This is a genomic window from Methylocapsa sp. D3K7 (assembly GCF_029855125.1).
Taxonomy (GTDB): domain Bacteria; phylum Pseudomonadota; class Alphaproteobacteria; order Rhizobiales; family Beijerinckiaceae; genus Methylocapsa.
On record NZ_CP123229.1, the window covers coordinates 1,558,542 to 1,578,711 of the forward strand.

The 20,170-nt window shown below is 60.4% G+C and carries 20 protein-coding genes; 10 read left to right on the forward strand and 10 right to left on the reverse strand.

What is annotated here, in order from left to right; all coding sequences use genetic code 11:
* Window positions 1-27: 27 nt before the first annotated feature.
* The 3 genes from QEV83_RS07100 to QEV83_RS07110 form a co-directional block, all read right to left on the reverse strand.
* The gene (locus tag QEV83_RS07100; protein ID WP_280130506.1) at window positions 28-810 is read right to left on the reverse strand and encodes a hypothetical protein; all 783 of its coding nucleotides are present in this window, start codon (window positions 808-810) and stop codon (window positions 28-30) included.
* Between the two features lie 211 nt (window positions 811-1,021).
* Entirely contained in the window at window positions 1,022-1,951 is a 930-nt protein-coding gene (tsf, locus tag QEV83_RS07105) for a translation elongation factor Ts (RefSeq protein ID WP_280130507.1), read from the reverse strand.
* 118 nt (window positions 1,952-2,069) lie between these two features.
* Complete coding sequence (locus QEV83_RS07110; RefSeq protein WP_280130508.1) at window positions 2,070-3,110, reverse strand: 30S ribosomal protein S2; 1,041 nt, start codon at window positions 3,108-3,110, stop codon at window positions 2,070-2,072.
* Window positions 3,111-3,363: 253 nt separating this feature from the next.
* Between QEV83_RS07110 and QEV83_RS07115 the strand changes: the two genes are divergently transcribed.
* The 3 genes from QEV83_RS07115 to QEV83_RS07125 all read left to right on the forward strand — a co-directional run bounded on the left by QEV83_RS07115 (window position 3,364) and on the right by QEV83_RS07125 (window position 5,439).
* A complete protein-coding gene (locus QEV83_RS07115) occupies window positions 3,364-4,851 on the forward strand; it encodes an FAD-linked oxidase C-terminal domain-containing protein (protein WP_280130509.1) in 1,488 nt (495 codons plus the stop codon).
* 219 nt (window positions 4,852-5,070) lie between these two features.
* Entirely contained in the window at window positions 5,071-5,211 is a 141-nt protein-coding gene (locus QEV83_RS07120) for a hypothetical protein (RefSeq protein ID WP_280130510.1), read from the forward strand.
* 36 nt (window positions 5,212-5,247) lie between these two features.
* Window positions 5,248-5,439 (forward strand): hypothetical protein, encoded by a 192-nt coding sequence (locus QEV83_RS07125; protein ID WP_280130511.1) that lies wholly within the window; start codon window positions 5,248-5,250, stop codon window positions 5,437-5,439.
* Window positions 5,440-5,486: 47 nt separating this feature from the next.
* On the opposite strand, the gene QEV83_RS07130 is transcribed toward QEV83_RS07125, so the two are convergent.
* Window positions 5,487-5,795 carry a hypothetical protein gene (locus QEV83_RS07130; RefSeq protein WP_280130512.1) on the reverse strand — a complete coding sequence of 103 codons (309 nt, stop codon included), beginning with the start codon at window positions 5,793-5,795 and terminating at the stop codon, window positions 5,487-5,489.
* Window positions 5,796-6,052: 257 nt separating this feature from the next.
* The gene (locus QEV83_RS07135; RefSeq protein ID WP_280130513.1) at window positions 6,053-6,289 is read right to left on the reverse strand and encodes a hypothetical protein; all 237 of its coding nucleotides are present in this window, start codon (window positions 6,287-6,289) and stop codon (window positions 6,053-6,055) included.
* A 303-nt stretch (window positions 6,290-6,592) separates the two neighbouring features.
* On the opposite strand from QEV83_RS07135, the gene QEV83_RS07140 reads away from it, so the two are divergent.
* Entirely contained in the window at window positions 6,593-6,919 is a 327-nt protein-coding gene (locus QEV83_RS07140) for a hypothetical protein (protein ID WP_280130514.1), read from the forward strand.
* A 29-nt stretch (window positions 6,920-6,948) separates the two neighbouring features.
* Here the strand turns inward: QEV83_RS07140 and QEV83_RS07145 are convergent, their stop codons facing one another.
* The 4 genes from QEV83_RS07145 to rpmI form a co-directional block, all read right to left on the reverse strand.
* Window positions 6,949-7,551, reverse strand: a complete 603-nt coding sequence (locus tag QEV83_RS07145; protein WP_280130515.1) for a glutathione S-transferase family protein — start codon at window positions 7,549-7,551, stop codon at window positions 6,949-6,951.
* A gap of 12 nt (window positions 7,552-7,563) precedes the next feature.
* Window positions 7,564-11,070 (reverse strand): DNA polymerase III subunit alpha, encoded by a 3,507-nt coding sequence (dnaE, locus tag QEV83_RS07150; RefSeq protein ID WP_280130516.1) that lies wholly within the window; start codon window positions 11,068-11,070, stop codon window positions 7,564-7,566.
* Between the two features lie 125 nt (window positions 11,071-11,195).
* Window positions 11,196-11,561: a 50S ribosomal protein L20 gene (gene rplT, locus QEV83_RS07155; RefSeq protein WP_280130517.1), complete on the reverse strand. Its 366-nt coding sequence runs from the start codon at window positions 11,559-11,561 to the stop codon at window positions 11,196-11,198.
* Window positions 11,562-11,607: 46 nt separating this feature from the next.
* Window positions 11,608-11,808 carry a 50S ribosomal protein L35 gene (rpmI, locus tag QEV83_RS07160; protein WP_280130518.1) on the reverse strand — a complete coding sequence of 67 codons (201 nt, stop codon included), beginning with the start codon at window positions 11,806-11,808 and terminating at the stop codon, window positions 11,608-11,610.
* Between the two features lie 618 nt (window positions 11,809-12,426).
* Here rpmI and rimP point away from each other — a divergent pair.
* The 6 genes from rimP to truB all read left to right on the forward strand — a co-directional run bounded on the left by rimP (window position 12,427) and on the right by truB (window position 19,690).
* Window positions 12,427-13,251 (forward strand): ribosome maturation factor RimP, encoded by an 825-nt coding sequence (gene rimP, locus QEV83_RS07165; RefSeq protein ID WP_280130519.1) that lies wholly within the window; start codon window positions 12,427-12,429, stop codon window positions 13,249-13,251.
* The gene (gene nusA / locus QEV83_RS07170) at window positions 13,232-14,827 is read left to right on the forward strand and encodes a transcription termination factor NusA (RefSeq protein ID WP_280130520.1); all 1,596 of its coding nucleotides are present in this window, start codon (window positions 13,232-13,234) and stop codon (window positions 14,825-14,827) included. The genes rimP and nusA overlap by 20 nt, the downstream gene beginning before the upstream one ends.
* A gap of 78 nt (window positions 14,828-14,905) precedes the next feature.
* Window positions 14,906-15,577: an RNA-binding protein gene (locus QEV83_RS07175; RefSeq protein ID WP_280130521.1), complete on the forward strand. Its 672-nt coding sequence runs from the start codon at window positions 14,906-14,908 to the stop codon at window positions 15,575-15,577.
* Between the two features lie 76 nt (window positions 15,578-15,653).
* Window positions 15,654-18,278: a translation initiation factor IF-2 gene (infB, locus tag QEV83_RS07180; RefSeq protein WP_280130522.1), complete on the forward strand. Its 2,625-nt coding sequence runs from the start codon at window positions 15,654-15,656 to the stop codon at window positions 18,276-18,278.
* A gap of 102 nt (window positions 18,279-18,380) precedes the next feature.
* Entirely contained in the window at window positions 18,381-18,785 is a 405-nt protein-coding gene (gene rbfA / locus QEV83_RS07185; RefSeq protein ID WP_280130523.1) for a 30S ribosome-binding factor RbfA, read from the forward strand.
* A 2-nt stretch (window positions 18,786-18,787) separates the two neighbouring features.
* Complete coding sequence (gene truB / locus QEV83_RS07190) at window positions 18,788-19,690, forward strand: tRNA pseudouridine(55) synthase TruB (protein ID WP_280130524.1); 903 nt, start codon at window positions 18,788-18,790, stop codon at window positions 19,688-19,690.
* Here the strand turns inward: truB and QEV83_RS07195 are convergent.
* Complete coding sequence (locus QEV83_RS07195) at window positions 19,674-20,168, reverse strand: cytochrome c-type biogenesis protein CcmH (protein WP_280130525.1); 495 nt, start codon at window positions 20,166-20,168, stop codon at window positions 19,674-19,676. The genes truB and QEV83_RS07195 overlap by 17 nt on opposite strands.
* Between the last annotated feature and the right edge of the window lie 2 nt (window positions 20,169-20,170).

Here is a 20,170-nt window from a genome sequence, read left to right on the forward strand (position 1 = left end):
GCGCACGAGACATTCTAAGGGGTGCTGTTACCCCTTCAAATGTTTGTTGCACTCGCTCCAATAGCCACCACCCTTCTGAATCCATTTCAGGCCGCCATTGGCATTGGTTGCTTTGTTGACCTTATATTGTTCGGCGCAGGTTTTGAGCCGCGCCTTATAAGGCGTTTCCTTGGCAAAGTCAGCTGACACCGCCGAAGGGAAAACCGCTGTGCTCGGTGCTGCCGCCGCCACTGGCGCTGTCGTCGCCTTTTTCGCTGGAGCTTTCTTCAAGGGGTTGGCGGGAGCGGGAGCAACCACCGACGCGGGAGGCGGAGGAGCCTCGGCCGCAACGGGCGCCGGGGGTGGCGCCTCGACCGGCGGCGGAGCCGCGGCGATTGGCGGCGGGGCTGCCTCGGCTGGTGGCGCGGCGGCAACCGCCGGCGCCGGCGCTTCGTTTGTTGCCGCCGCAGCGGGCGGGTTCGCCTTCACTTCGGCCGTGCATTTGCTGTAAAATTGCGGCCAAGTATCGCCGTTCAAGGCATTCGCCGCCTTGGCCGCCTGGTACTTTTCGCTGCAGATGTGGCGTACATCAACCGCCGGCGGCGCCGCTGCGGATTCCGCGGCAGCCGCGCTTTCCTTCGCTTCGGCCGTGCATTTGCTGTAAAATTGCGGCCAAGTGTCGCCGTTCAATGTGCCCCCCGCTTTCGCGGCCTGGTATTTTTCGCTGCACAAGTGACGTATGTCTTCGGCGGCTTGTCCTACAGTCACGGCGCCAAACAAGAGCGACGCCACGGAGACGCCGGCAAGCATAAAAGCGCGGCCAACAAACATTGAAATCCTCCGTCGAAAAATCAAAAAGAGCCGAGGCGGCAGGCGGGTTCACGGAACCTCCCGCGAAACCCGCCGCAAGTCAAATATAAACAATAGGCAACTGGGCCCTAAAAGTGCCTCGGCACAGCGCATACCGCCTTAACGAGTGCCTGCGCATAGGAGTCAGACCCGGCAGCCCCGCCAACGGCCGATTGACGAACGGCCTTGGCGTTTAGATTTGGCCGCCGGCGGCTGCAACTTCGGCCGCGAAATCGGTCTCTTGCTTTTCGATCCCCTCGCCGAGGGCGTAGCGTACAAAGGCTTTCACGCTGACCGATGCTCCCGCAGCCTTTTCCGCGTCCTTAACGGCTTGGCCGATCGTCTTGCCCGTATGCTCGGCATGGATCGAGGGTTGATCCAGGAGGCATACTTCCTTGTAGTAGGATTTCAGCCCGGACTCGACGATCTTTTCAAGCACATGTGCTGGCTTCCCAGCATTCTTGCCTTCAAGTACGGCTCTTTCGCGCGCGACGATGGCGGGATCGAGATCCGACGAATCGAGCGCCAGCGGATTCGCAGCGGCGATATGGAGCGCGATCAAGCGCCCAAGCGGCGCCAGCGAGGAACGATCGCCCTTCGAGTCGAGGGCAACCAGAACCCCGATTTTCCCGAGGCCTTCCGCGACCGCATTATGCACATATTGCCCGACGACTCCTTGCGCGACCTGCACTGCGGCGGCCCGCCGCAATGTCATATTCTCGCCGATCGTGGCGATGGCATTGGCGATCGCATCGCCGACTGTCCCGCCGCCGGGATAAGGCGCGGCTTTCAAGGCTTCGGCTTCGGTCGTGCCGGTTTCAACGGCAACCCGCGCGATGTTTCCGGCAAGCGCTTGGAAATCGGCGTTTCGCGCAACGAAATCCGTCTCCGAATTGACCTCGACGGCAACCCCTTCGAGACCGTGGACATGAACCGCGACGAGCCCTTCGGCGGCGATCCGTCCGGATTTCTTGGCGGCCTTGGACAACCCTTTCTTGCGCAGCCAGTCGATGGCCGCTTCGATGTCGCCCGCCGTCTCGCCGAGGGCGTTCTTGCAATCCATCATGCCGGCGCCGGTCTTCTCACGAAGATCCTTCACCATCGCCGCGGTGACGTTCGCCATATTGGGTTCCTTCATCTTCCAGAAAGCAAATGAGGCCGGCCCATCGGCCGGCGAAGGGATCGCCAGAAAAAGCCAATCGCCAACACGTCCAGCGACTTCGACAACCAGTGCGTCCCGGTCAGCCCGCAGTGAGACCGCGCGCCAGCTCGATCCAGCCGTCGCGTTCGATACGGCCGGCAAGCTTTAGGTCGCGATCTAATTTCGCCGCATCCGCCGGGGTCATGGCGGCAATCTGCCAATAATGATAGATGCCGGCATCATTCAGTTTCTTGACGATCTGAGGTCCAATACCCGGCAATTTGACGAGATCATCAGGGGCTCCTCGCGGCGCTGTCAGGAGTTCGAAAACGCCTTCAGGCGACTCAACGCCGTCACTCACGACACCCGTCTCAGCCGGCAACACCCGGGCGGCCGGCAGCACTTCGGCGACTGGCTTTTCTATTTCGCCGAAATCGACGCCAGCCGAACCCTGCGCCCGCGAAATGCCGTCGATCGCCGCGCGGGCAACAAGATCGCAATAGAGGACGATCGCCCGTCCGGCATCGTCATTTCCGGGCACCGGAAAGGTGATCCCGTCCGGATCGGAATTGGTGTCGAGAATCGCCACCACCGGGATATGCAACCGTTGTGCTTCCTTGATGGCCAACTGCTCTTTGTTGGTGTCGATAACAAAGATCAGATCGGGGATGCCACCGATGTCCTTGATGCCGCCAAGCGCTTTTTCAAGCTTCTCGCGTTCCCGCGAGATCATGAGACGCTCTTTCTTGGTCAAGCCGACAGCGCCGCCCTCAAGTTGTTCGTCCAATTTGCGCAGACGCTGGATCGACGCCGAAATCGTCTTCCAATTCGTCAGCATGCCACCAAGCCAGCGCGAATTGATGTAATATTGCGCCGACCGTTTGGCGGCATCGGCAATCGCATCCTGCGCCTGCCGCTTGGTGCCGACGAACAGCACCCGGCCGCCCCGCGCGACCGTATCGGAAATCGCCTTCAAGGCCTGATGCAGCAGCGGGACTGTCTGGGCAAGATCGATGATATGGATATTGTTGCGGGCGCCGAAGATGAACGGAGCCATCTTGGGGTTCCAGCGGTGCGACTGGTGGCCGAAATGAGCCCCAGATTCGAGGAGACCGCGCATTGTGAATTCTGGCAGTGCCATGATCGTTACTTCTCCGGTTAAGGCCGCCGGGGATCGTTATGGACCTCTCTTTCCGGGAGGGAACGAGAGGCCACCGGGAGCGGCCCTTGAAGCAGGGTCGCGCGATCCTCGTGTGGAATGGATGCGCTTATAGGGCGGCCGAAACCGGAAAGCAAGGAAGTTGGACTCTCGCCGTGAAGAGGCGTTTTGTCGTAAAAACGAGCGTTTTCGGGTTCGCCGGCCCGAAAAAGGCGACACTGAAAGGTCCACGAGAATGAAGCCTATTGAGGCCGACAAAACCATTCTTGCACGGCGGGCAAAAATCGTCGCCGCCTTGCGAGAAATCCTGCCCGGTGAAGGGGTCATCGAACCGGAGGCTGGCCGCCGCCCCTATGAAAGCGACGGCCTGACCGCCTACCGCACACTGCCGATGGTGGTCGTCTTGCCGGAAACCGTCGCGCACGTCCAAAAGGTGCTCGCCTACTGTCATGAAAACAATGTGAAGGTGGTGGCGCGGGGCGCTGGAACCTCGCTCTCGGGGGGCGCCCTGCCGCTCGAAGACGGTGTTCTCATCTCGATGATGAAGTTCAGCAAGGTCAAGGAGATCGACTTCGCCAACCGTTTCGCGGTCGTTGAACCGGGTGTCACCAATCTGGCGATTACCCGCGCGGTCGAGGCGCAGGGTTTTTACTACGCCCCCGATCCCTCCTCCCAGATCGCCTGCTCGATTGGCGGCAATGTCGCGGAGAATTCCGGCGGTGTGCATTGTCTGAAATATGGCCTTACGACCAACAATGTGCTCGGCTGCGAGCTGGTCCTCATGACTGGCGAAATCGTCCGGCTTGGCGGGTCTCATCTTGACCAGGCGGGCTACGATCTGCTCGCACTTGTCACCGGTTCGGAGGGGATGCTTGGCGTGGTGACCGAGGTGACCGTCCGCATTCTGCGCGCTCCAGAATCAGCCCGCGCCTTGCTGGTCGCTTTCAACTCCAGCGAAGCGGCGGGGGCTTGCGTCGCGAGTATTATCGGAGCGGGCATCATTCCGGGCGGCATGGAAATGATGGACAGACCCGCCATCCACGCGGCGGAAGATTTTGTCCATGCGGGCTATCCGCGGGATGCGGAAGCGCTGCTGATCATCGAACTCGATGGCCCGCCGGTCGAGGTCGACCATCTTGTGGGACTCGTTGAGGCCATCGCAAAGGCGCATGGAGCGGCGCACTGCAAGATTTCAAATTCCGACGCCGAGCGGCTGACATTTTGGGCGGGCCGCAAGGCGGCGTTTCCGGCGGTCGGCCGCCTGTCGCCCGATTATTTCTGCATGGACGGCACGATCCCCCGCAAGGAATTGCCAAAAGTTCTCGCGGGCATGCGGGAGCTCTCTGAAAAGCACGGGCTGCGTGTCGCCAATGTTTTTCACGCGGGCGATGGCAATTTGCATCCATTAATCCTCTATGACGCCAACAAGCCCGGCGAACTGGCACGCGCCGAGGAATTTGGCGCCGATATTCTCAGGCTCTGCGTCAAGCACGGCGGTGTCCTCACCGGCGAGCATGGCGTCGGCGTCGAGAAACGCGACTTGATGCCGGAGATGTTTTCAGAGATCGATCTCGCCCAGCAAATCCGCGTCAAATGCGCATTCGACGCAAAGCAACTGCTCAATCCAGGCAAAGTTTTTCCCGTGTTGCACCGCTGCGCGGAGCTGGGACAGATGCATGTTCATGGTGGAAAATTGGCGTTCCCGGACATTCCGAGATTTTGAAAACCTTGTCCGGTTTTCCGTCAATCGTACCAAAAGGGCGGTTGCAAGGCGGCTACTCGGTACGGAGCGGTGATTTGGAGCGAGCGAAATCCTGAGATAGGATTAGGTTTTCGCCCTGCGATTTTTTGGAAATTTGCCCTCGGATACCTTACCCGTGACCAGCGCTGTTCCAGCGTTCAAGCTTGAAAATCAATGACATGATCAGGAGGAGAAACCAGGATGGACCGCATTTTGATAGTGGGCGGGGCGATGATGGCGGTTGGGATTGCCTTGGCGGGTTTTTGGGTCATGATTTTCTACCATGGCGAGAGACTTGAGATGATCGAGGATACCGTCGTCCGCTGGCTCGGCGGGGCATAAGGTCCCGCTGACCGTTCTCTGGCACGGAAAATCCCCATGTCGCATTTTCATCTTCACCGTCCGCCGCCAAAAGTGCCATGGTGGCAGAAGCTTTGGGACAGTTTTCGCGCGAATTTCCCCGGCCGCTCTAGCGAGCAGGCCCGCTCGTTCGCTCTGACCGTAGTCATCTTTGCCGTCCTGTTGCTTTTGACCCGGCTGTTTTTTGAATATCGGGGGATTCGGATTTAGCGCGCGCAGCTCCGCAAGCCCTGAACTTGGGGGCAGCTCGCCCGGTTTCACTCGCCCATGAGACGGTTGGTAGCGTTCATGAGGCGGATGAACAAATTCGGGGAGGTTTGGATGAGGCGGACTCGCTTGCTGGGTTGCGCGCCCTCAAAGGCAATGACGTAAAGGGGCGAGAGCATTTCGCGTCCCGTGGCAGGGTCTCGAAGGTGCATCAACTCCGACGCGGCCACCAAAAATTTTTCCGTTTCTCCATGACAGGTTACGGCCAGGTCAAAAAAACGCGTATTGCGCCGCGACGGCTGCATCGTCCAATCCGCCGAAACTGCGCAGCGATCACAAAAGCAGGCCACTTTACGCATCGGCGTTTCCTCGTTGTCAATTCAACGCCATGGAACGCCATTAGGTTTGCGAATGTTCCACCGTCGCCGCGGCCCTCACAGGGGCGGAGTGCCGCCCGAACTCAGCTGCCGGGCGGCGATTGCTTTGGCGTGCATGGCGCCGCCGAGCTTTGCTATCTCGTGGGTCTCATTGCCTGGTTCCGGTGACGCTCAACGACTTCGACGTTCCGGTTCCAGAACCGGCGAAAAACCCCGCTTGACCCCTCAACCTGGCCGGGTCAGGCAGCCTCCGGTCCCTCGCCGTTCGCGCCATTGATGATGCCGAAATCGCGGGATTTGCTGCCGCGCTCGGCCATGTGGAAACCTTCGGCGGCAAGGCCGCGCCTGAACAGTTCCCGCACCGCCGCCGCCCGGCTCGGCATGCGATTCTTAAACCGGAAATCGTCCACGAGCACCAATTCATCACTGGCAAGCATGATTTGAAGCCGCTCGCCGCGCACTCTTTGCACTGGCATTGTCAAGCTCCGGGTTTTGAGACTGTATTTAGGTACTTACTAACAAGTAGCTTAAGACGCCTTCGCCGTCAAGTTGTAATTGCACGCCTGTTGCTTAAACGCTGTCACTTGAGCTGTGCTGTCACTGACACCAAGGGACTAGAAATTACAAAAGCTATTAGAAGCATGAATGTAAGTATAGTAAAGATTTAACGCAGTATTGACAATAACATCTTCTTCGCCAATACTTAGAGCATCCGGAATTTCCGGAGCTTAAGCAGGGGCGGCAGCTCGGTCTCCGCACTGTAGATAAGGAAGTGGATCATGCCCAAGATCCCCCCGTTTCTTTGCAATCAACCAGTATTTGAGCCAGAAACGACAACTGCCATGGTCGATGCTTTCCTGGATGTCTGCCGAGAGCTTAATTTGGGCAGCGATAACCACGCTAAGGAAGCCATTGCGGAGCAAATCCTCGGGTACGCGCAACGCGGCGAACACGACCGGGAGTGCTTACGAAAAATGGCGGTCTCGGAGTGGCGGATCAATCATACCGTTATAGATTTCGGGCGGCATCCGGTGTCACCCCGGCCAGGAAACTCAGTTCCAGAGCACCTTATGAGCCGTGCGAAGGACAAGCACAACGAACTCTGAATTCATCGAATGTTGGCAAAGTGACCGGCTCAGACGGCCGCCGCTTCGATCGCCTTGGCGCGCTGGAGCGCCGGGCGAGCGAGACAGCGATCGACATAGGCGCGGAAAACTGGCCGCGAGGGAACGAGCTTAAAGATATCTATCCCGAAATGCAGATCGAGGCCGATCATGACATCGGCCGCCGAGAACCGCTCGCCCAGCAGCCAGGGGCCGGTGGCGACGGCTTCTTCAAGCACGTCGAAAACGCGGTCGAAATCGCCAAAGCTCGCCATTCTTGAATCGACCGAAACATTGGCGGATTTGGTGAGAAAGGCAGGCTCGATACAGCCCGGCGAAAAAAACAGCCATTGAAGATAGCGCCCGCGCGCAGGATCGCCGAGGGGCGGCGCCAGTCCGGCTTGCGGAACGGTTTCCGCGACATAGGCGCAAATCGCGCCGGATTCGGCGACGGAGGCCTTTCCGTGCGTCAGCGCCGGAACCTTCGCCATCGGATTGATCGCGCGAAAATCGGGGGTCTTTTGCTCGCCGGCCGAAAGGTCGATCCTGACTCGCTCATAAGGTGCCCCCGCTTCTTCAAGAACCCAAAGCGCCCGCAGCGAGCGCGTGCGCGGCGCCCAATAAAGTTTCATCATCGATGTTTCCCTTTAAACGTGTTCCACTGCCACAATCCCCGGAATGGTTTTGAGCGCGCCCGCAACCTGCGGCGAGACAGAAAATTTGCCAGGCAGTTTCACCTCAACCTCGCCACTTGAGGTGAGCAAAACCAGCAAGACTTCGGCGTCTCCTTGCCGCAACCGCCGCCCAATCTCCGCAAGCGGATTTTCGTCGCGAAGAAACACCCGCAGGCCCTTGCCAATCCGGCTCGCTGCCGCGTCGAGCGGTTCCACCGAAACGATGCGGGCACGCACATCCTCCCCCTCGATCGCAGCTTGCAGGCCAACCAGGACGGAGGCGCCTTTTTCCAACAGATCGCGGTATTGATTGAGCCCTTCCTGAAACAGGATTGCCTCATATTGACCGGACGGGTCCGAGAGCAGGACGATCCCCATCTTGGAACCCGATTTTGTACGGCGCTCGGTGCGATCAAGCACCGTCGCCGCGAGGCGCCCGGCGGACGCGCCCTGCTTGACGGCGCGGACGAATTGCGCCCACGGCTGCACCCTCAGACGTGAGAGGATCGCCGCATAAGCATCAAGCGGATGCCCGGACAAAAAGAAGCCGACACAATCGAACTCGCGCCGCAACCGCTCGTTGAGCGGCCAGGGCTCAACCTTAGGCAGCGGAATGGCGCTCGCGCTTTCGCCGCCAAACAAAACAGTTTGGCCGGCAAGCCGCTCTTCCTCGCGCCGGTGCGCGGCGGCGAGAATAGATTCGGCGGCGGCAAAGACGCGCGCGCGGCAGGAGTCCAATTCATCAAAAGCGCCAGCGGCGGCGAGACTTTCAAGCGTGCGCTTGTTGATTTCGCGCGGATTGAGTTTTGCCGCGAATTCACTGATATCGCGGAATACCGGTCTGGCTGGCTGATCCGGCAAAGTTTTCGTGCTGGCGTTGACCGACGCAAGTGCGCGCGCGTGCGATTCCCCGACACCCTTGATCGCGGAAAAAGCATAGCGGATCGCGGGTTCCCCGTTCGACATGGCAGGCTCGAAATCGGCACCCGACGTTTGCACTGAAGGCGGCAGGATCTTGATGCCGACGCGGCGCGCCTCATTGCAGAATTCGGCGAGCTTGTCGGTATTCGATTTGTCGAGTGTCATCGAGGCGGCAAGAAATTCGACGGGGTAATTGGCTTTGAGCCAGGCGGTTTGATAGGCGATCAGCGCATAGGCCGCCGCATGGCTCTTGTTGAAACCATAATCGGCGAATTTGGCGAGGAGGTCGAAGATCTCATTGGCCTGCGCTGTTCCCAGGCCGCGTTCCACGGCGCCGCTGACGAAACGGTTGCGCTGCGCGGCCATCTCGGCTTTGATTTTCTTGCCCATGGCCCGGCGTAACAGATCCGCTTCGCCGAGCGAAAAACCGGCGAGAATTTGAGCGATCTGCATCACCTGTTCCTGATAGATGATGACGCCAAAGGTCTCCTTCAGAACCGATACGATTTCCGGATGGATGTAGTCGGGCTCTTCCTCGCCGCGCTTCACCGCGCAATAGACCGGAATGTTGGCCATCGGTCCCGGCCGGTAAAGGGCCACAAGCGCGATAATATCCTCGAACCGGTCGGCCCGCATTTCGGACAAAGCCTTGCGCATTCCCGCGCTTTCGAGCTGGAACACGCCAACCGTCTCGCCGCGTTCCAGCATGGCGAAAGTTTCCTGATCGTCGAGCGGGATGCCCACGATATCCAGCACGATGCCGCGCTTGCCAAGGAGCTTGAGGCAATAGGCGATGATCGTCAGCGTTTTGAGCCCGAGAAAATCGAACTTCACAAGGCCCGCCTGCTCGACCCATTTCATGTTGAACTGGGTCGCCGGCATGTCCGACTTCGGATCGCGATACAGCGGCACGAGCTCTTCAAGCGGACGGTCGCCGATGACGATCCCGGCCGCATGGGTCGAAGCGTTGGAATAAAGCCCTTCTAGGGCTTGCGCGATCTGCAGCATCTTGGTCACGCGAGGATCCGTCTCGGCGGCGTCCTTGAGGCGAGGCTCGGACTCAATGGCCTGTTTGAGGCTCACCGGTGCCGCTGGATTCTGCGGCACGAGCTTGGCGAGCTTGTCCACTTGCCCGAGCGGCATTTCGAGCACCCGGCCGACGTTGCGCATGACGCCGCGCGCGAGAAACGAACCGAAGGTGATGATCTGCGCGACCTTATCGGCGCCATAGCGGCGGCGGACATAAGCGATGACCTCGTCCCGCCGCTCCTGACAGAAATCGATGTCGAAATCCGGCATCGAGACGCGGTCGGGATTGAGGAAGCGCTCGAACAATAGCCCGAAGCGGATCGGATCGAGATCGGTGATCGTCAGCGCATAGGCCACCAAAGACCCAGCCCCCGATCCGCGTCCCGGCCCGACCGGAATATCTTGCGATTTGGCGAATTTGATGAAGTCCGCGACGATCAAAAAATAGCCTGGGAAATTCATGTTGATGATCACGTCGAGCTCGAACGCGAGCCTTTCGTGATAATCGGTGGCGGTGAAACCGCGGGCCGGTCCGTGCGCCGCGAGCCTCGCGGCAAGGCCTGCCTCCGCCGCCGCGCGCAGCTCTTTCGCCTCGTCCTCGATTCCCCGGCCCGCGAAACGCGGCAGAATGGGTTTGCGGCTCAAAGGCCGGTAGGCGCAGCGCAGCGCGATCTCGACGCTGTTCTGAGTGGCTTCGGGAAGGTCCGCAAACAGCGCGATCATTTCCGCGCGGCTCTTGAAGCGGTGGTCGGGTGAAAGCTGACGGCGGGCGCCGTCGCTGACGACGGTTCCTTCCGCAATGCAGATCAAAGCGTCATGCGCTTCGTAGTCTGAGACAGCGGCAAAAAAGACCTCGTTTGTAGCGACAAGAGGCAGCGAGGCACGATAAGCGAGGTCGAGGAGGCGCGGCTCGATGGGCTGCCCCACGCGAAGTCCATAGCGCTGGATTTCCACATAAAGCCGCGCCGGAAACAATTGCGTCAGTGCCGCCGCGCGGCTCGCCGCGAGTTCGGCCCGGTCGCGCGCAAAGGCGAGGTCGAGAGGCCCATTCGGCCCCCCGGTGAGGGCGATCAGCCCTTCCGTCCGCCCGTCGAGGTGTTCAAGGCCCACATGCGGCGGCTCTCCCGGATTTGGGTCGAGCCACGCCCGCGAGGCGATGTGCATGAGGTTGAGATAGCCGGCGGCATCCTGCGCGAGGAGCACGATCGAGGCATGACCGGCGCCTGACTCGCCGCGCGGGGCCATCGCCGCGCCATCCTGAAAATCGAGAGTGATCTGGATGCCGGTGATGGGCTGCACGCCCTTGTTGGCGAGCTTATCGGAAAATTCCAGGGCGCCGAAGAGATTGTTCGTATCGGTGATCGCAAGCGCGGGCATTTTGTCCGCCGCCGCAAGCTTGGCGAGCGCCGCCACGTTCATGCCCCCTTCGCGCAGCGAATAGGAGCTGTGAACATGGAGATGCACGAAGCCGGCACTCCCGGAAACCGGGGCGGCATCCATGCCGTGATTGGGGTTCGCGCGCGCCATCATCGATGTGTCCGATTCGCCCAGGCGGCAATTTACCCCCCGGGCCCCGGTTTACGCGACTCCCCTTCGTCTTCGGAACAAATATTGCCCGCGCGCCTTCGTCTTCGGAACAAATATTGCCCGCGCGATCAGGCCAAAGCCAGCTGGGCGCTTTTTGCCTTCTCGACAACCGCCCGGAACGCTTCCGGCTGGCTGATCGCGAGTTCGGAAAGCACCTTGCGATCCATGTCGATGCCCGCCTTGGAGAGACCATCTATGAAACGCGAATAGGTGATCCCGTGCTCACGCACCGCCGCATTGAGCCGCTGAATCCATAGGGCGCGAAACACCCGCTTTTTGGCGCGCCGGTCACGGGTCGCATATTGCATCGAACGATCGACAGCGGCCTTGGCGGTGCGGATCGTATTCTTGCGGCGGCCATAAAACCCCTTGGCGGCCGTCAATACTTTTTTGTGCTTGGCGTGCGAGGTAACGCCACGTTTTACGCGTGCCATGGGACAGTCTCCGGTCGCGAAGAAAAAACAAAGGGTGGGCCGGACTTCAACCGTTCGGCAGGAAGAATTTTATGATGTTGTCGCCGTCGCTCTTGAACATCACGGACGTGCCGCGCAGATTGCGGATCTGCTTGGGGGTCCGTTTGATCATGCCGTGGCGTTTGCCCCTTTGCGCATAGACCACTTTGCCTGTGCCGGTGATTTTGAAGCGCTTTTTGGCGCCCGATTTGGTTTTCAATTTGGGCATTTTGCTTAAGGTCTCCGTTGAGCGGCGCACCTTGAAAAGGGGCCGCCGGGCGGAACGGGCATCCCGCTCCTGATTGTTGATTCAAGCGAACAGAACCGCCACGGCAGCCCTTGAGCCGGGCGGTTCGAAACCGCGCCTTATACGCGAAGAGAACAGAAAAGCAAGCGCCGGGCTGGTTTGAAACCAGCTTATACGGCCCATTGCGCGGATTGTCCGATTCGAGGCTCAAATCGTACCAAAACGTTTCACGTGAAACGTTTTGGTACGATTGCGGCCGAAAACCTTACATACATGGATACGTCCGGCGGATGGAAATTAAGTGGGATTTCGCGGAAATTTGGTCTTTTGGGACATGGGGGGTGCGGCCTTGGATCTGCTGGTTTGTGCGGGCTCTGGTCAGTGACTCCAGGCTTCGAACCGTTCGCCCGCGTGTGGGCATCTTGCAGAAACAAGGCCGATGCGCTATATGCAGTGCACGTTCATGCTTCTCATAACGGTTGTTCTCTTCAAGCAATCGCTTTATTGAGAGTGGGCCCTCCGGGACCCGCTCTTTTTTATTGCCTTTTGCTCTGGTCGAAGCATGGTTCCGGAATAGATGGATGCCGGAGCAACCCGGCGATGGAACGGCGAAGTTTGGATCATCAAAATACGATTACGGAGACGCAAGACAGCCTCGACGAGCCTCGGCTGATCGAGGAAACCGGGCTTGCGGCGCGTGTCGCGCGGATCGCGGAACCGGTTTTGGCTGGTCTCGGCTACCGGCTGGTGCGGGTCAAGCTTTCAGCGCAGGCCGGAACGACCGTGCAAATCATGGCAGAACGGCCGGATGGATCGATGAATATCGATGATTGCGAAATCGTCAATGCGGCCCTGTCTCCGGTCCTCGACGTCGAGGAGCCGGTGAAAACCGCGTATCGTCTCGAAATTTCTTCGCCGGGGCTCGACCGGCCGCTCGTGCGCGTCTCGGATTTCCTCCGCGCCTTGGCGCAGGAAGCACGGATCGAGATGAATGGTCTCATTGGGGGCCGCAAACGGTTCCGGGGTCTGATCGGCGCCGTCGAGGGCCAGGGCAAACATGCGCTGCTGGCCTTCGATCGCGACGACGCCAAGCCCGGCGAGGCCGCGAGAGCCATGCTGCCGCTGCACGACATCGCCGAGGCGCGGCTGGTTTTGACCGAGGCGCTCATCCGGCAATCACTGCGGGCCGCGAAAGCGGAGCCAGACCCGTTGGCCAATGAAGCCGAGGCGGTTGAGCCGGTGGAGGCTCGCCGCGGACCCGGCCGTTTCGCGCGCGGCACGGGCAAGACAAAACGCCCGGTTCCCGGGGGTGAGACGTCCAACACCAATCCAGGCACTCAGACGCAAACAAAACGACCGGCGCAGCGCCGTTCCGGCGCTGCCTCATCCGGAACAGGAGACAGTGATGGCAGTCAGCGCCAATAGGCTCGAACTCTTGCAGATCGCCGACGCGGTCGCGCGGGAAAAATCGATCGACCGCCAGATCGTCCTCGCCTCGATGGAGGACGCCATTCAAAAGGCCGCGCGGTCCCGCTATGGTCAAGAAACCGAGGTGCGCGCGGAAATCAATCCGAAAACCGGAGAGATACGCTTTTCCCGGTTGCTTCTCGTCGTCGATCAGATCGAGAACGACGCCACGCAAATCACCCTCAACGAGGCGCTCAAGAAAAACCCTGGGGCGCAGGTTGGTGACTTCATCGCCGAAACGTTGCCGCCCTTCGATTTCGGGCGGATCGCCGCGCAATCAGCCAAGCAGGTCATCGTTCAAAAGGTCCGCGAGGCCGAGCGTGACCGTCAGTATCAAGAGTACAAGGACCGGATCGGCGATATCGTCAACGGCGTCGTGAAACGGGTCGAATATGGCAATGTGATCATTGATCTTGGGCGCGGCGAGGCCACGATCAGGCGCGACGAACTGATCCCGCGCGAGGTATTCCGGCCGGGCGACCGCGCCAGAGCCTATGTCTATGATGTTCGGCGCGAACAGCGCGGGCCGCAGATTTTTCTCTCGCGCACCCATCCGCAATTCATGGCCAAGCTGTTCCGCCAGGAAGTGCCGGAAATCTACGACGGCGTGATCGAGGTGAAATCGGTCGCGCGCGATCCCGGCTCACGCGCCAAGATCGCGGTCATATCGCGGGATAGCTCGATCGACCCGGTGGGCGCTTGCGTCGGCATGCGCGGCTCACGGGTGCAGGCGGTCGTCACCGAATTGCAAGGCGAGAAGGTCGATATCATCCCCTGGTCGCCGGATGCCGCGACCTTCATCGTCAACGCCCTGCAGCCGGCGGAAGTGGTCAAGGTCGTGCTTGACGAGGATTCGGCGCGGATCGAAGTCGTCGTGCCGGACGACCAGCTGTCGCTGGCGATCGGACGGCGCGGCCAAAATGTCCGTCTGGCCTCGCAGCTGACCGGCTGGGATATCGATATCCTAACGGAAGCGGAAGAATCGGAACGCCGCCAGAAAGAATTTGTCGAACGCACCAACACGTTCATGAACGCGCTGAACGTCGACGAGGTCGTTGGCCAGTTGCTGGCGTCGGAAGGCTTCCGTTCGGTCGAGGAGTTGGCCTTCGTCGAGCCATCCGAGGTTGCCTCGATCGAGGGGTTCGACCAAGATACGGCAGCGGAAATTCAGTCCCGTGCGCATGAGTATTTGGCGAAACTTGAAGCGGAGCAGGATACGAAAAGACGGGAGCTTGGCGTTTCGGACGATCTCAAGGAGGTCGCCGGGGTTACGACGGCCATGCTCGTCCGCTTCGGCGAGAACGAGATTAAGACCGTGGAGGACCTCGCCGGCTGCGCGACCGACGATCTCGTGGGTTGGAGCGAACGCAAGGATGGCGAGACGAAAAAACATGCCGGTATCCTTGACGGTTTTGAAATCTCGCGCGAAGAGGCGGAAACCCTCATCATGACTGCACGGGTCAAGGCGGGCTGGATCGAAGCCATCCCCGATCCCGCCGCCGAAGATGCTTTTGCCGAAGAAACCGGAGACTAAATATTTCCCAGCCAAAACAGAATGTTGAAGATCATGAGCGCCACCAATTGATGAGCTTCTGGCCGTGGAGAAATCGATTTGACGAGATCCGGAGTCGCCGGCGCGGAAGAGGCATCCGAGCGGACCTGCATCGTCACCCGGACGAAAGGCGAGCCGGAGGGCATGATTCGCTTTGTCCTCGGACCTGGGGCGATCGTGGTGCCGGACATCGCCCGCAAATTGCCCGGACGCGGCGTTTGGGTAACCGCGCGGATGGAGCGCATCGCGGAAGCCGTCCGGCGGCAAGCGTTTTCGCGAGGTTTCAAGACAAAGGCTGCTGCTTCGGAAAGTTTGCCAGCTGACATCGAGGCTCTGTTGACAAAGGATTGTCTCCAGGCTTTGTCGATGGCCAATAAAGCAGGGCTCGTCATCACGGGTTTTGCCAAAGTTGAACAAGCGATCGCCGCGCGCACGATCGCCGGGCTCATTCATGCGGCGGATTGCGGTGCCGACGGGATGCGCAAACTCGGGCAGGTCCTGCGCCGCAGCTATGGCTTCGAGCAGACGGTGCCGCGTGTGAATCTATTTTCGTCCGGCCAATTGGATTTGGCATTGGGACGCGCAAATGTGATACATGCGGCTCTGCTCGAAGGAGCCGCAAGTGAAGGGTTTCTGAAGCGCTGCCAGAAGCTGGCGTTTTACTTGTCCGGATCTCCTGGGGTGGAAAGCCCCGGCGAGGCATGCGGACCGGAACCGGACGAGCCGGATTGAACTGTTATGCAATTGAAAGTGCTGGACGTCCGGCACCATGAAATCGAATGGGCGCGGGCCCGGGAATGTAATACTGATGAATGACACCAAGAACCCTGGTGACACAACGTTGAGCGTCGCTCCGGCCAAAAAGCTGACCTTGAAGCGGCCCGTCGAGGCGGGAATCGTGCGCCAGAGCTTCTCGCACGGCCGCTCGAAAGCGGTGGTCGTCGAGAAAGTGAAACGCCGGGCCGTGGCGCCGGGGGAAACGCATGCGCCGCCGCGCGAAGTTGTCGCCGCGCCGCCGCCGCCTCCCGCGCCCAAGGCGCGCCCGCAAGCGGCCCCATCCCAGCCACAACACCCGCACCGGGCGGCGTCCGGAGTTATTTTGCGTTCGCTGACGGAAGAGGAGCGGGAGGCCCGGTCCCGCGCGCTCTCCGGGGCCCGCGAACGCGAGGTTGAAGATCGTAAGCGCGCCGAGGCCGAAGCCAAAATCCGCGAAGAGCGAGAGGGCCGCGAACGGGAAGAGCGGGCAGCGGCCGAGGCGCGCAAACAGGAGGAAGAGGCACGCCGGGCCCATGAGGCAGAAGCCAAGCGCCGTTCGGAAACCGAAGCCAAACGGCGTCTCGCCGGCGGCGAACCCGCCCCCGCCCCTTCGGGTGCGGCCGTGCGCAGGCCGCCTGTCAGTGTGCCTTTAACACCCGCCAGCCATTCTCCGGCGCCCATAGTAGCCTCGCTCGCCGATGAGGAGGAAGCGCCACACGTCATTCGCCGGCCTGGCTTGCCGATCAAGGTTGCGATCCCTCGCCCGACCCGCGGCGCCGAGCCAAAAAGCCGGGGCCGCCTCACGGTCGCCAATGTCACGGGGGAGCAAGCAGAAGAGCGGACGCGGTCCGTCGCGGCTTTCCGCCGCCGTGTTCAGCGCCTCAAAGGCCATGTCAATGAGGTTAAGGAAAAGCTCACCCGCGACGTGATCCTGCCGGAGACGATTACGATTCAGGAACTCGCCGGCCGGATGTCGGAGCGGGGGGTCGATGTCATCAAGCTTCTGATGAAGCAAGGCCAGATGGCGAAGATCACCGACGTCATCGACGCGGATACGGCGCAACTCATCGCCGAGGAATTGGGTCACACCGTGCGGCGGGTCGCCGAAGCCGATGTCGAGGAAGGGCTCTTCGACACGCCGGACACCGGCGAGGATCTCGTGCCGCGTCCGCCGGTCGTGACCATCATGGGCCATGTCGATCACGGCAAGACCTCGCTACTCGACGCGATCCGGCACGCCAACGTCGTTTCCGGCGAGGCGGGCGGCATCACTCAGCATATTGGCGCTTATCAGATCGCCGCGCCAAATGGCGGCAAGGTGACGTTCATCGATACGCCAGGTCACGCGGCCTTCACGGCGATGCGCGCACGCGGCGCCAAGGTGACGGACATCGTCGTTCTCGTTGTCGCGGCCGACGATGGCGTCATGCCGCAGACCGCGGAGGCGATCGCCCATGCACGGGCCGCCAAAGTCCCGATGATCGTGGCGATCAACAAGATCGACAAACCCGACGCCAAGCCCGAGCGTGTGCGCAGTGAATTGCTGCAACATGAGGTGCAGGTTGAAAGTCTTGGCGGCGATACGCTCGAAGTCGAGGTTTCGGCGACCAAGAATCTCAACCTCGACAAGCTGCTTGAACTGATCTCCCTCCAGGCAGAATTGCTTGACCTGCGGGCCAATCCCGACCGCCCCGCCGAAGGCACGGTCATCGAGGCAAGGCTCGACAAGGGCCGTGGACCCGTGGCCACAGTGCTGGTGCAGCGCGGCACGTTGAAAGTCGGCGATTTGATCGTCGGCGGCTCCCAATGGGGCCGGGTGCGGGCGCTGCTCGGCGATAAGGGAGAGATCAGGGCTGACGCGGGCCCGTCGATGCCCGTCGAGGTTTTGGGCTTTTCCGGCTCGCCGGAAGCGGGCGATCGTGTGGCCGTCGTCGAAACCGAAGCGAGAGCCCGGGAAATCACCGAATATCGCGAACGGCAAAGGCGCGAGCAGGCGGCTGCGCGGGGAACCGTGGCGCGCGGATCGCTCGCCGATATGATGAGCCAGTTGAAGACGGCTGGCCGCAAGGAATTCCCGCTCGTCATCAAGGGCGACGTTCAGGGCTCGGTCGAAGCGATCCTTGCAACGCTCGAGAAGCTCAATACCGAAGAAGTCGCGGCACGGGTCATTCATGCCGGAGTTGGCGGTATTACCGAGTCAGATATCACCTTAGCGGAAGCCTCGGGGGCGGCGGTGATTGGCTTCAATGTGCGCGCGCATAAGGAAGCCAGGGCGCTTGCCGAACAATCAGGCATCGAAATTCGCTATTACAATGTTATCTATAATCTCGTCGACGACGTGAAGGCGGCGATGTCCGGTCTGCTCGCACCGACGTTGCGAGAGGACATGCTCGGCAATGCGGAGATACTCGAAGTCTTTACGATTTCGAAGGTTGGCAAAGTCGCGGGCTGCCGGGTCACCGACGGCACCGTTCAGCGGGGCGCCAATGTCCGGCTGATCCGCGACAATGTTGTCGTGCACGAAGGCAAGCTCTCGACACTCAAGCGCTTCAAAGACGAGGTCAAGGAAGTGCAAGCAGGGCAGGAATGCGGCATGGCGTTCGAAAACTATCAAGACATGCGCACGGGCGATGTCATCGAATGCTACACCGTCCAGGAGATCAAGCGCTCGCTGTGACGTCATGAGTGGAAAGCAGACCGGTCCGCTTTTTCGCCGGGTGACTGCTTTCCACGCGGACAATTCACCATGATCTGAACGGCAAGATCCGCCGGAGACCACATGTCCAGAGTTCATCACCAACAGGGCGCCGAGCCTTCGCAGCGAATGCTGCGCGTCGCCGAATTGATCCGGCATGCCATGTCGGAGCTTCTTGTCCGTTCCGCGGTCGCCGATCCTTTGCTCGAAGGTCAGGCCGTGACGATTCAGGAAGTCCGCATGAGCCCAGATCTGAAGCTCGCGACGATTTATGTCATGCCGCTCGGCGGCAAGAACACCGCCGACGTTTTGGCCGCACTTGACCGGCACAAGAAATTCCTGCGCGGCGAAATTGCAAGGCGCGTCAATCTTCGCTTCGCCCCTGACATTCGCTTCAAAAGCGATCAGCGATTTGACTACAGCACTAGGATCGACGCTTTGCTCGACTCGCCGGAAGTGAAACGCGATTTGGCACAAAAAGGATCATGAACATGGCCAACCGCGCCTCGACGCGAAAAGATGTCAATGGCTGGGTCATTTTGGACAAGCCAGCTGGCATGAACTCGACCCAGGCTGTGTCGCGTTTGAAACGGATTTTCAATGCCAAAAAGGCCGGGCATGCCGGCACGCTCGACCCTCTGGCGACAGGCATCTTGCCGGTCGCTTTTGGCGAGGCAACGAAAACCGTGCCTTTCGTGCAGGACGGGGAAAAGGCCTATCGCTTTACGGTGCGCTGGGGCGCGGAAACAGATACCGATGATTCCGATGGCCGCGTGACCGCACAATCGGATGCCCGCCCGTCTTCCAGCGATATTATCGCGCTCCTCCCGCCATTCATCGGGACGATTTTGCAATTGCCTCCCTCCTATTCGGCGATCAAGATCAATGGCGAGCGCGCCTATGATCTCGCGCGGGGCGGCGAAGCACCCGTTCTGGCTCCCCGCGCAGTGACGATTCACGCGCTCGACCTCATCGAAGCTGGACCTGACGAAGCGGTCTTTGAAGCCCGTTGCGGCAAGGGAACTTATGTTCGTGCGATCGCCCGTGATCTCGGCAGAAGCCTTGGCTGCTATGGTCACGTCAGCGCGCTGCGGCGAACGCGCGTCGGGCCATTCTATGAAAAGGATGCGGTGCCCCTGCTGGATTTAGACGACGATACCGTCAGCGCGTTGGCGTTGCGCCGCGTCGAGGCGGGACTGACCGAAGTGCCGCGCATCACGGTCGATTCCGGTACCGCCGCGCGTTTGAGGCGTGGCCAGCCGGTGTTGCTGCGCGGTCAGGATGCACCCTTTGATGGCTCCGCCTATGCCGCCTGCGGTGGCGTCGTCGTCGCCATTGGCGCGATTGAGAATGGAGAGTTGGTGCCGGGACGTGTTTTCAATCTTCCTTTTTAATGGTGTTCCCGAAATCATCCTCCTCCAGCATGGCATCTAGCTTGGCACGCTCGGCTTCGGACAATGGATTTCCCGGGACGCGATTGTTTTGCCGCTGCCGGGAAGCAAGGATGAGGCCCCCGCCTACGGCAAGCACAATGAAGGGAGCGCCCCAAAGCAGCCAGGTTTCCAGCTTGAAGGGTGGATTCAGAAGGATGAATTCGCCGTAGCGGTGAACGAGAAAAGTCCGGATTTGCTCGTCGCTATCGCCTGCTTGGAGCCGCTCCCGCACCAGCAACCGCAAGTCGCGTGCAAGATCGGCATTTGATTCGTCGATCGACTCATTCTGACAAACCATACAGCGCAATTCAGCGGAGAGCGCCCGGGCACGCGCCTCGAGCCTTGGATCTGTCAGCACTTCGTCTGGCTGTACGGCGCTCGCCGTAAGGGGCGTGAACAAAAACAGACAGACCGCGAGGATGGCGCGTGCAAAGGCCATTT

What these genes read in the sequence shown, in the direction of transcription:
- QEV83_RS07100 (WP_280130506.1), bottom strand. Translation starts at nt 810, where the DNA reads ATGTTTGTTGGCCGCGCTTTTATGCTTGCCGGCGTCTCCGTGGCGTCG.
- tsf (WP_280130507.1), bottom strand. Translation starts at nt 1,951, where the DNA reads ATGGCGAACGTCACCGCGGCGATGGTGAAGGATCTTCGTGAGAAGACC.
- QEV83_RS07110 (WP_280130508.1), bottom strand. Translation starts at nt 3,110, where the DNA reads ATGGCACTGCCAGAATTCACAATGCGCGGTCTCCTCGAATCTGGGGCT.
- QEV83_RS07115 (WP_280130509.1), top strand. Translation starts at nt 3,364, where the DNA reads ATGAAGCCTATTGAGGCCGACAAAACCATTCTTGCACGGCGGGCAAAA.
- QEV83_RS07120 (WP_280130510.1), top strand. Translation starts at nt 5,071, where the DNA reads ATGGACCGCATTTTGATAGTGGGCGGGGCGATGATGGCGGTTGGGATT.
- QEV83_RS07125 (WP_280130511.1), top strand. Translation starts at nt 5,248, where the DNA reads ATGTCGCATTTTCATCTTCACCGTCCGCCGCCAAAAGTGCCATGGTGG.
- QEV83_RS07130 (WP_280130512.1), bottom strand. Translation starts at nt 5,795, where the DNA reads ATGCGTAAAGTGGCCTGCTTTTGTGATCGCTGCGCAGTTTCGGCGGAT.
- QEV83_RS07135 (WP_280130513.1), bottom strand. Translation starts at nt 6,289, where the DNA reads ATGCCAGTGCAAAGAGTGCGCGGCGAGCGGCTTCAAATCATGCTTGCC.
- QEV83_RS07140 (WP_280130514.1), top strand. Translation starts at nt 6,593, where the DNA reads ATGCCCAAGATCCCCCCGTTTCTTTGCAATCAACCAGTATTTGAGCCA.
- QEV83_RS07145 (WP_280130515.1), bottom strand. Translation starts at nt 7,551, where the DNA reads ATGATGAAACTTTATTGGGCGCCGCGCACGCGCTCGCTGCGGGCGCTT.
- dnaE (WP_280130516.1), bottom strand. Translation starts at nt 11,070, where the DNA reads ATGATGGCGCGCGCGAACCCCAATCACGGCATGGATGCCGCCCCGGTT.
- rplT (WP_280130517.1), bottom strand. Translation starts at nt 11,561, where the DNA reads ATGGCACGCGTAAAACGTGGCGTTACCTCGCACGCCAAGCACAAAAAA.
- rpmI (WP_280130518.1), bottom strand. Translation starts at nt 11,808, where the DNA reads ATGCCCAAATTGAAAACCAAATCGGGCGCCAAAAAGCGCTTCAAAATC.
- rimP (WP_280130519.1), top strand. Translation starts at nt 12,427, where the DNA reads ATGGAACGGCGAAGTTTGGATCATCAAAATACGATTACGGAGACGCAA.
- nusA (WP_280130520.1), top strand. Translation starts at nt 13,232, where the DNA reads ATGGCAGTCAGCGCCAATAGGCTCGAACTCTTGCAGATCGCCGACGCG.
- infB (WP_280130522.1), top strand. Translation starts at nt 15,654, where the DNA reads ATGAATGACACCAAGAACCCTGGTGACACAACGTTGAGCGTCGCTCCG.
- rbfA (WP_280130523.1), top strand. Translation starts at nt 18,381, where the DNA reads ATGTCCAGAGTTCATCACCAACAGGGCGCCGAGCCTTCGCAGCGAATG.
- truB (WP_280130524.1), top strand. Translation starts at nt 18,788, where the DNA reads ATGGCCAACCGCGCCTCGACGCGAAAAGATGTCAATGGCTGGGTCATT.
- QEV83_RS07195 (WP_280130525.1), bottom strand. Translation starts at nt 20,168, where the DNA reads ATGGCCTTTGCACGCGCCATCCTCGCGGTCTGTCTGTTTTTGTTCACG.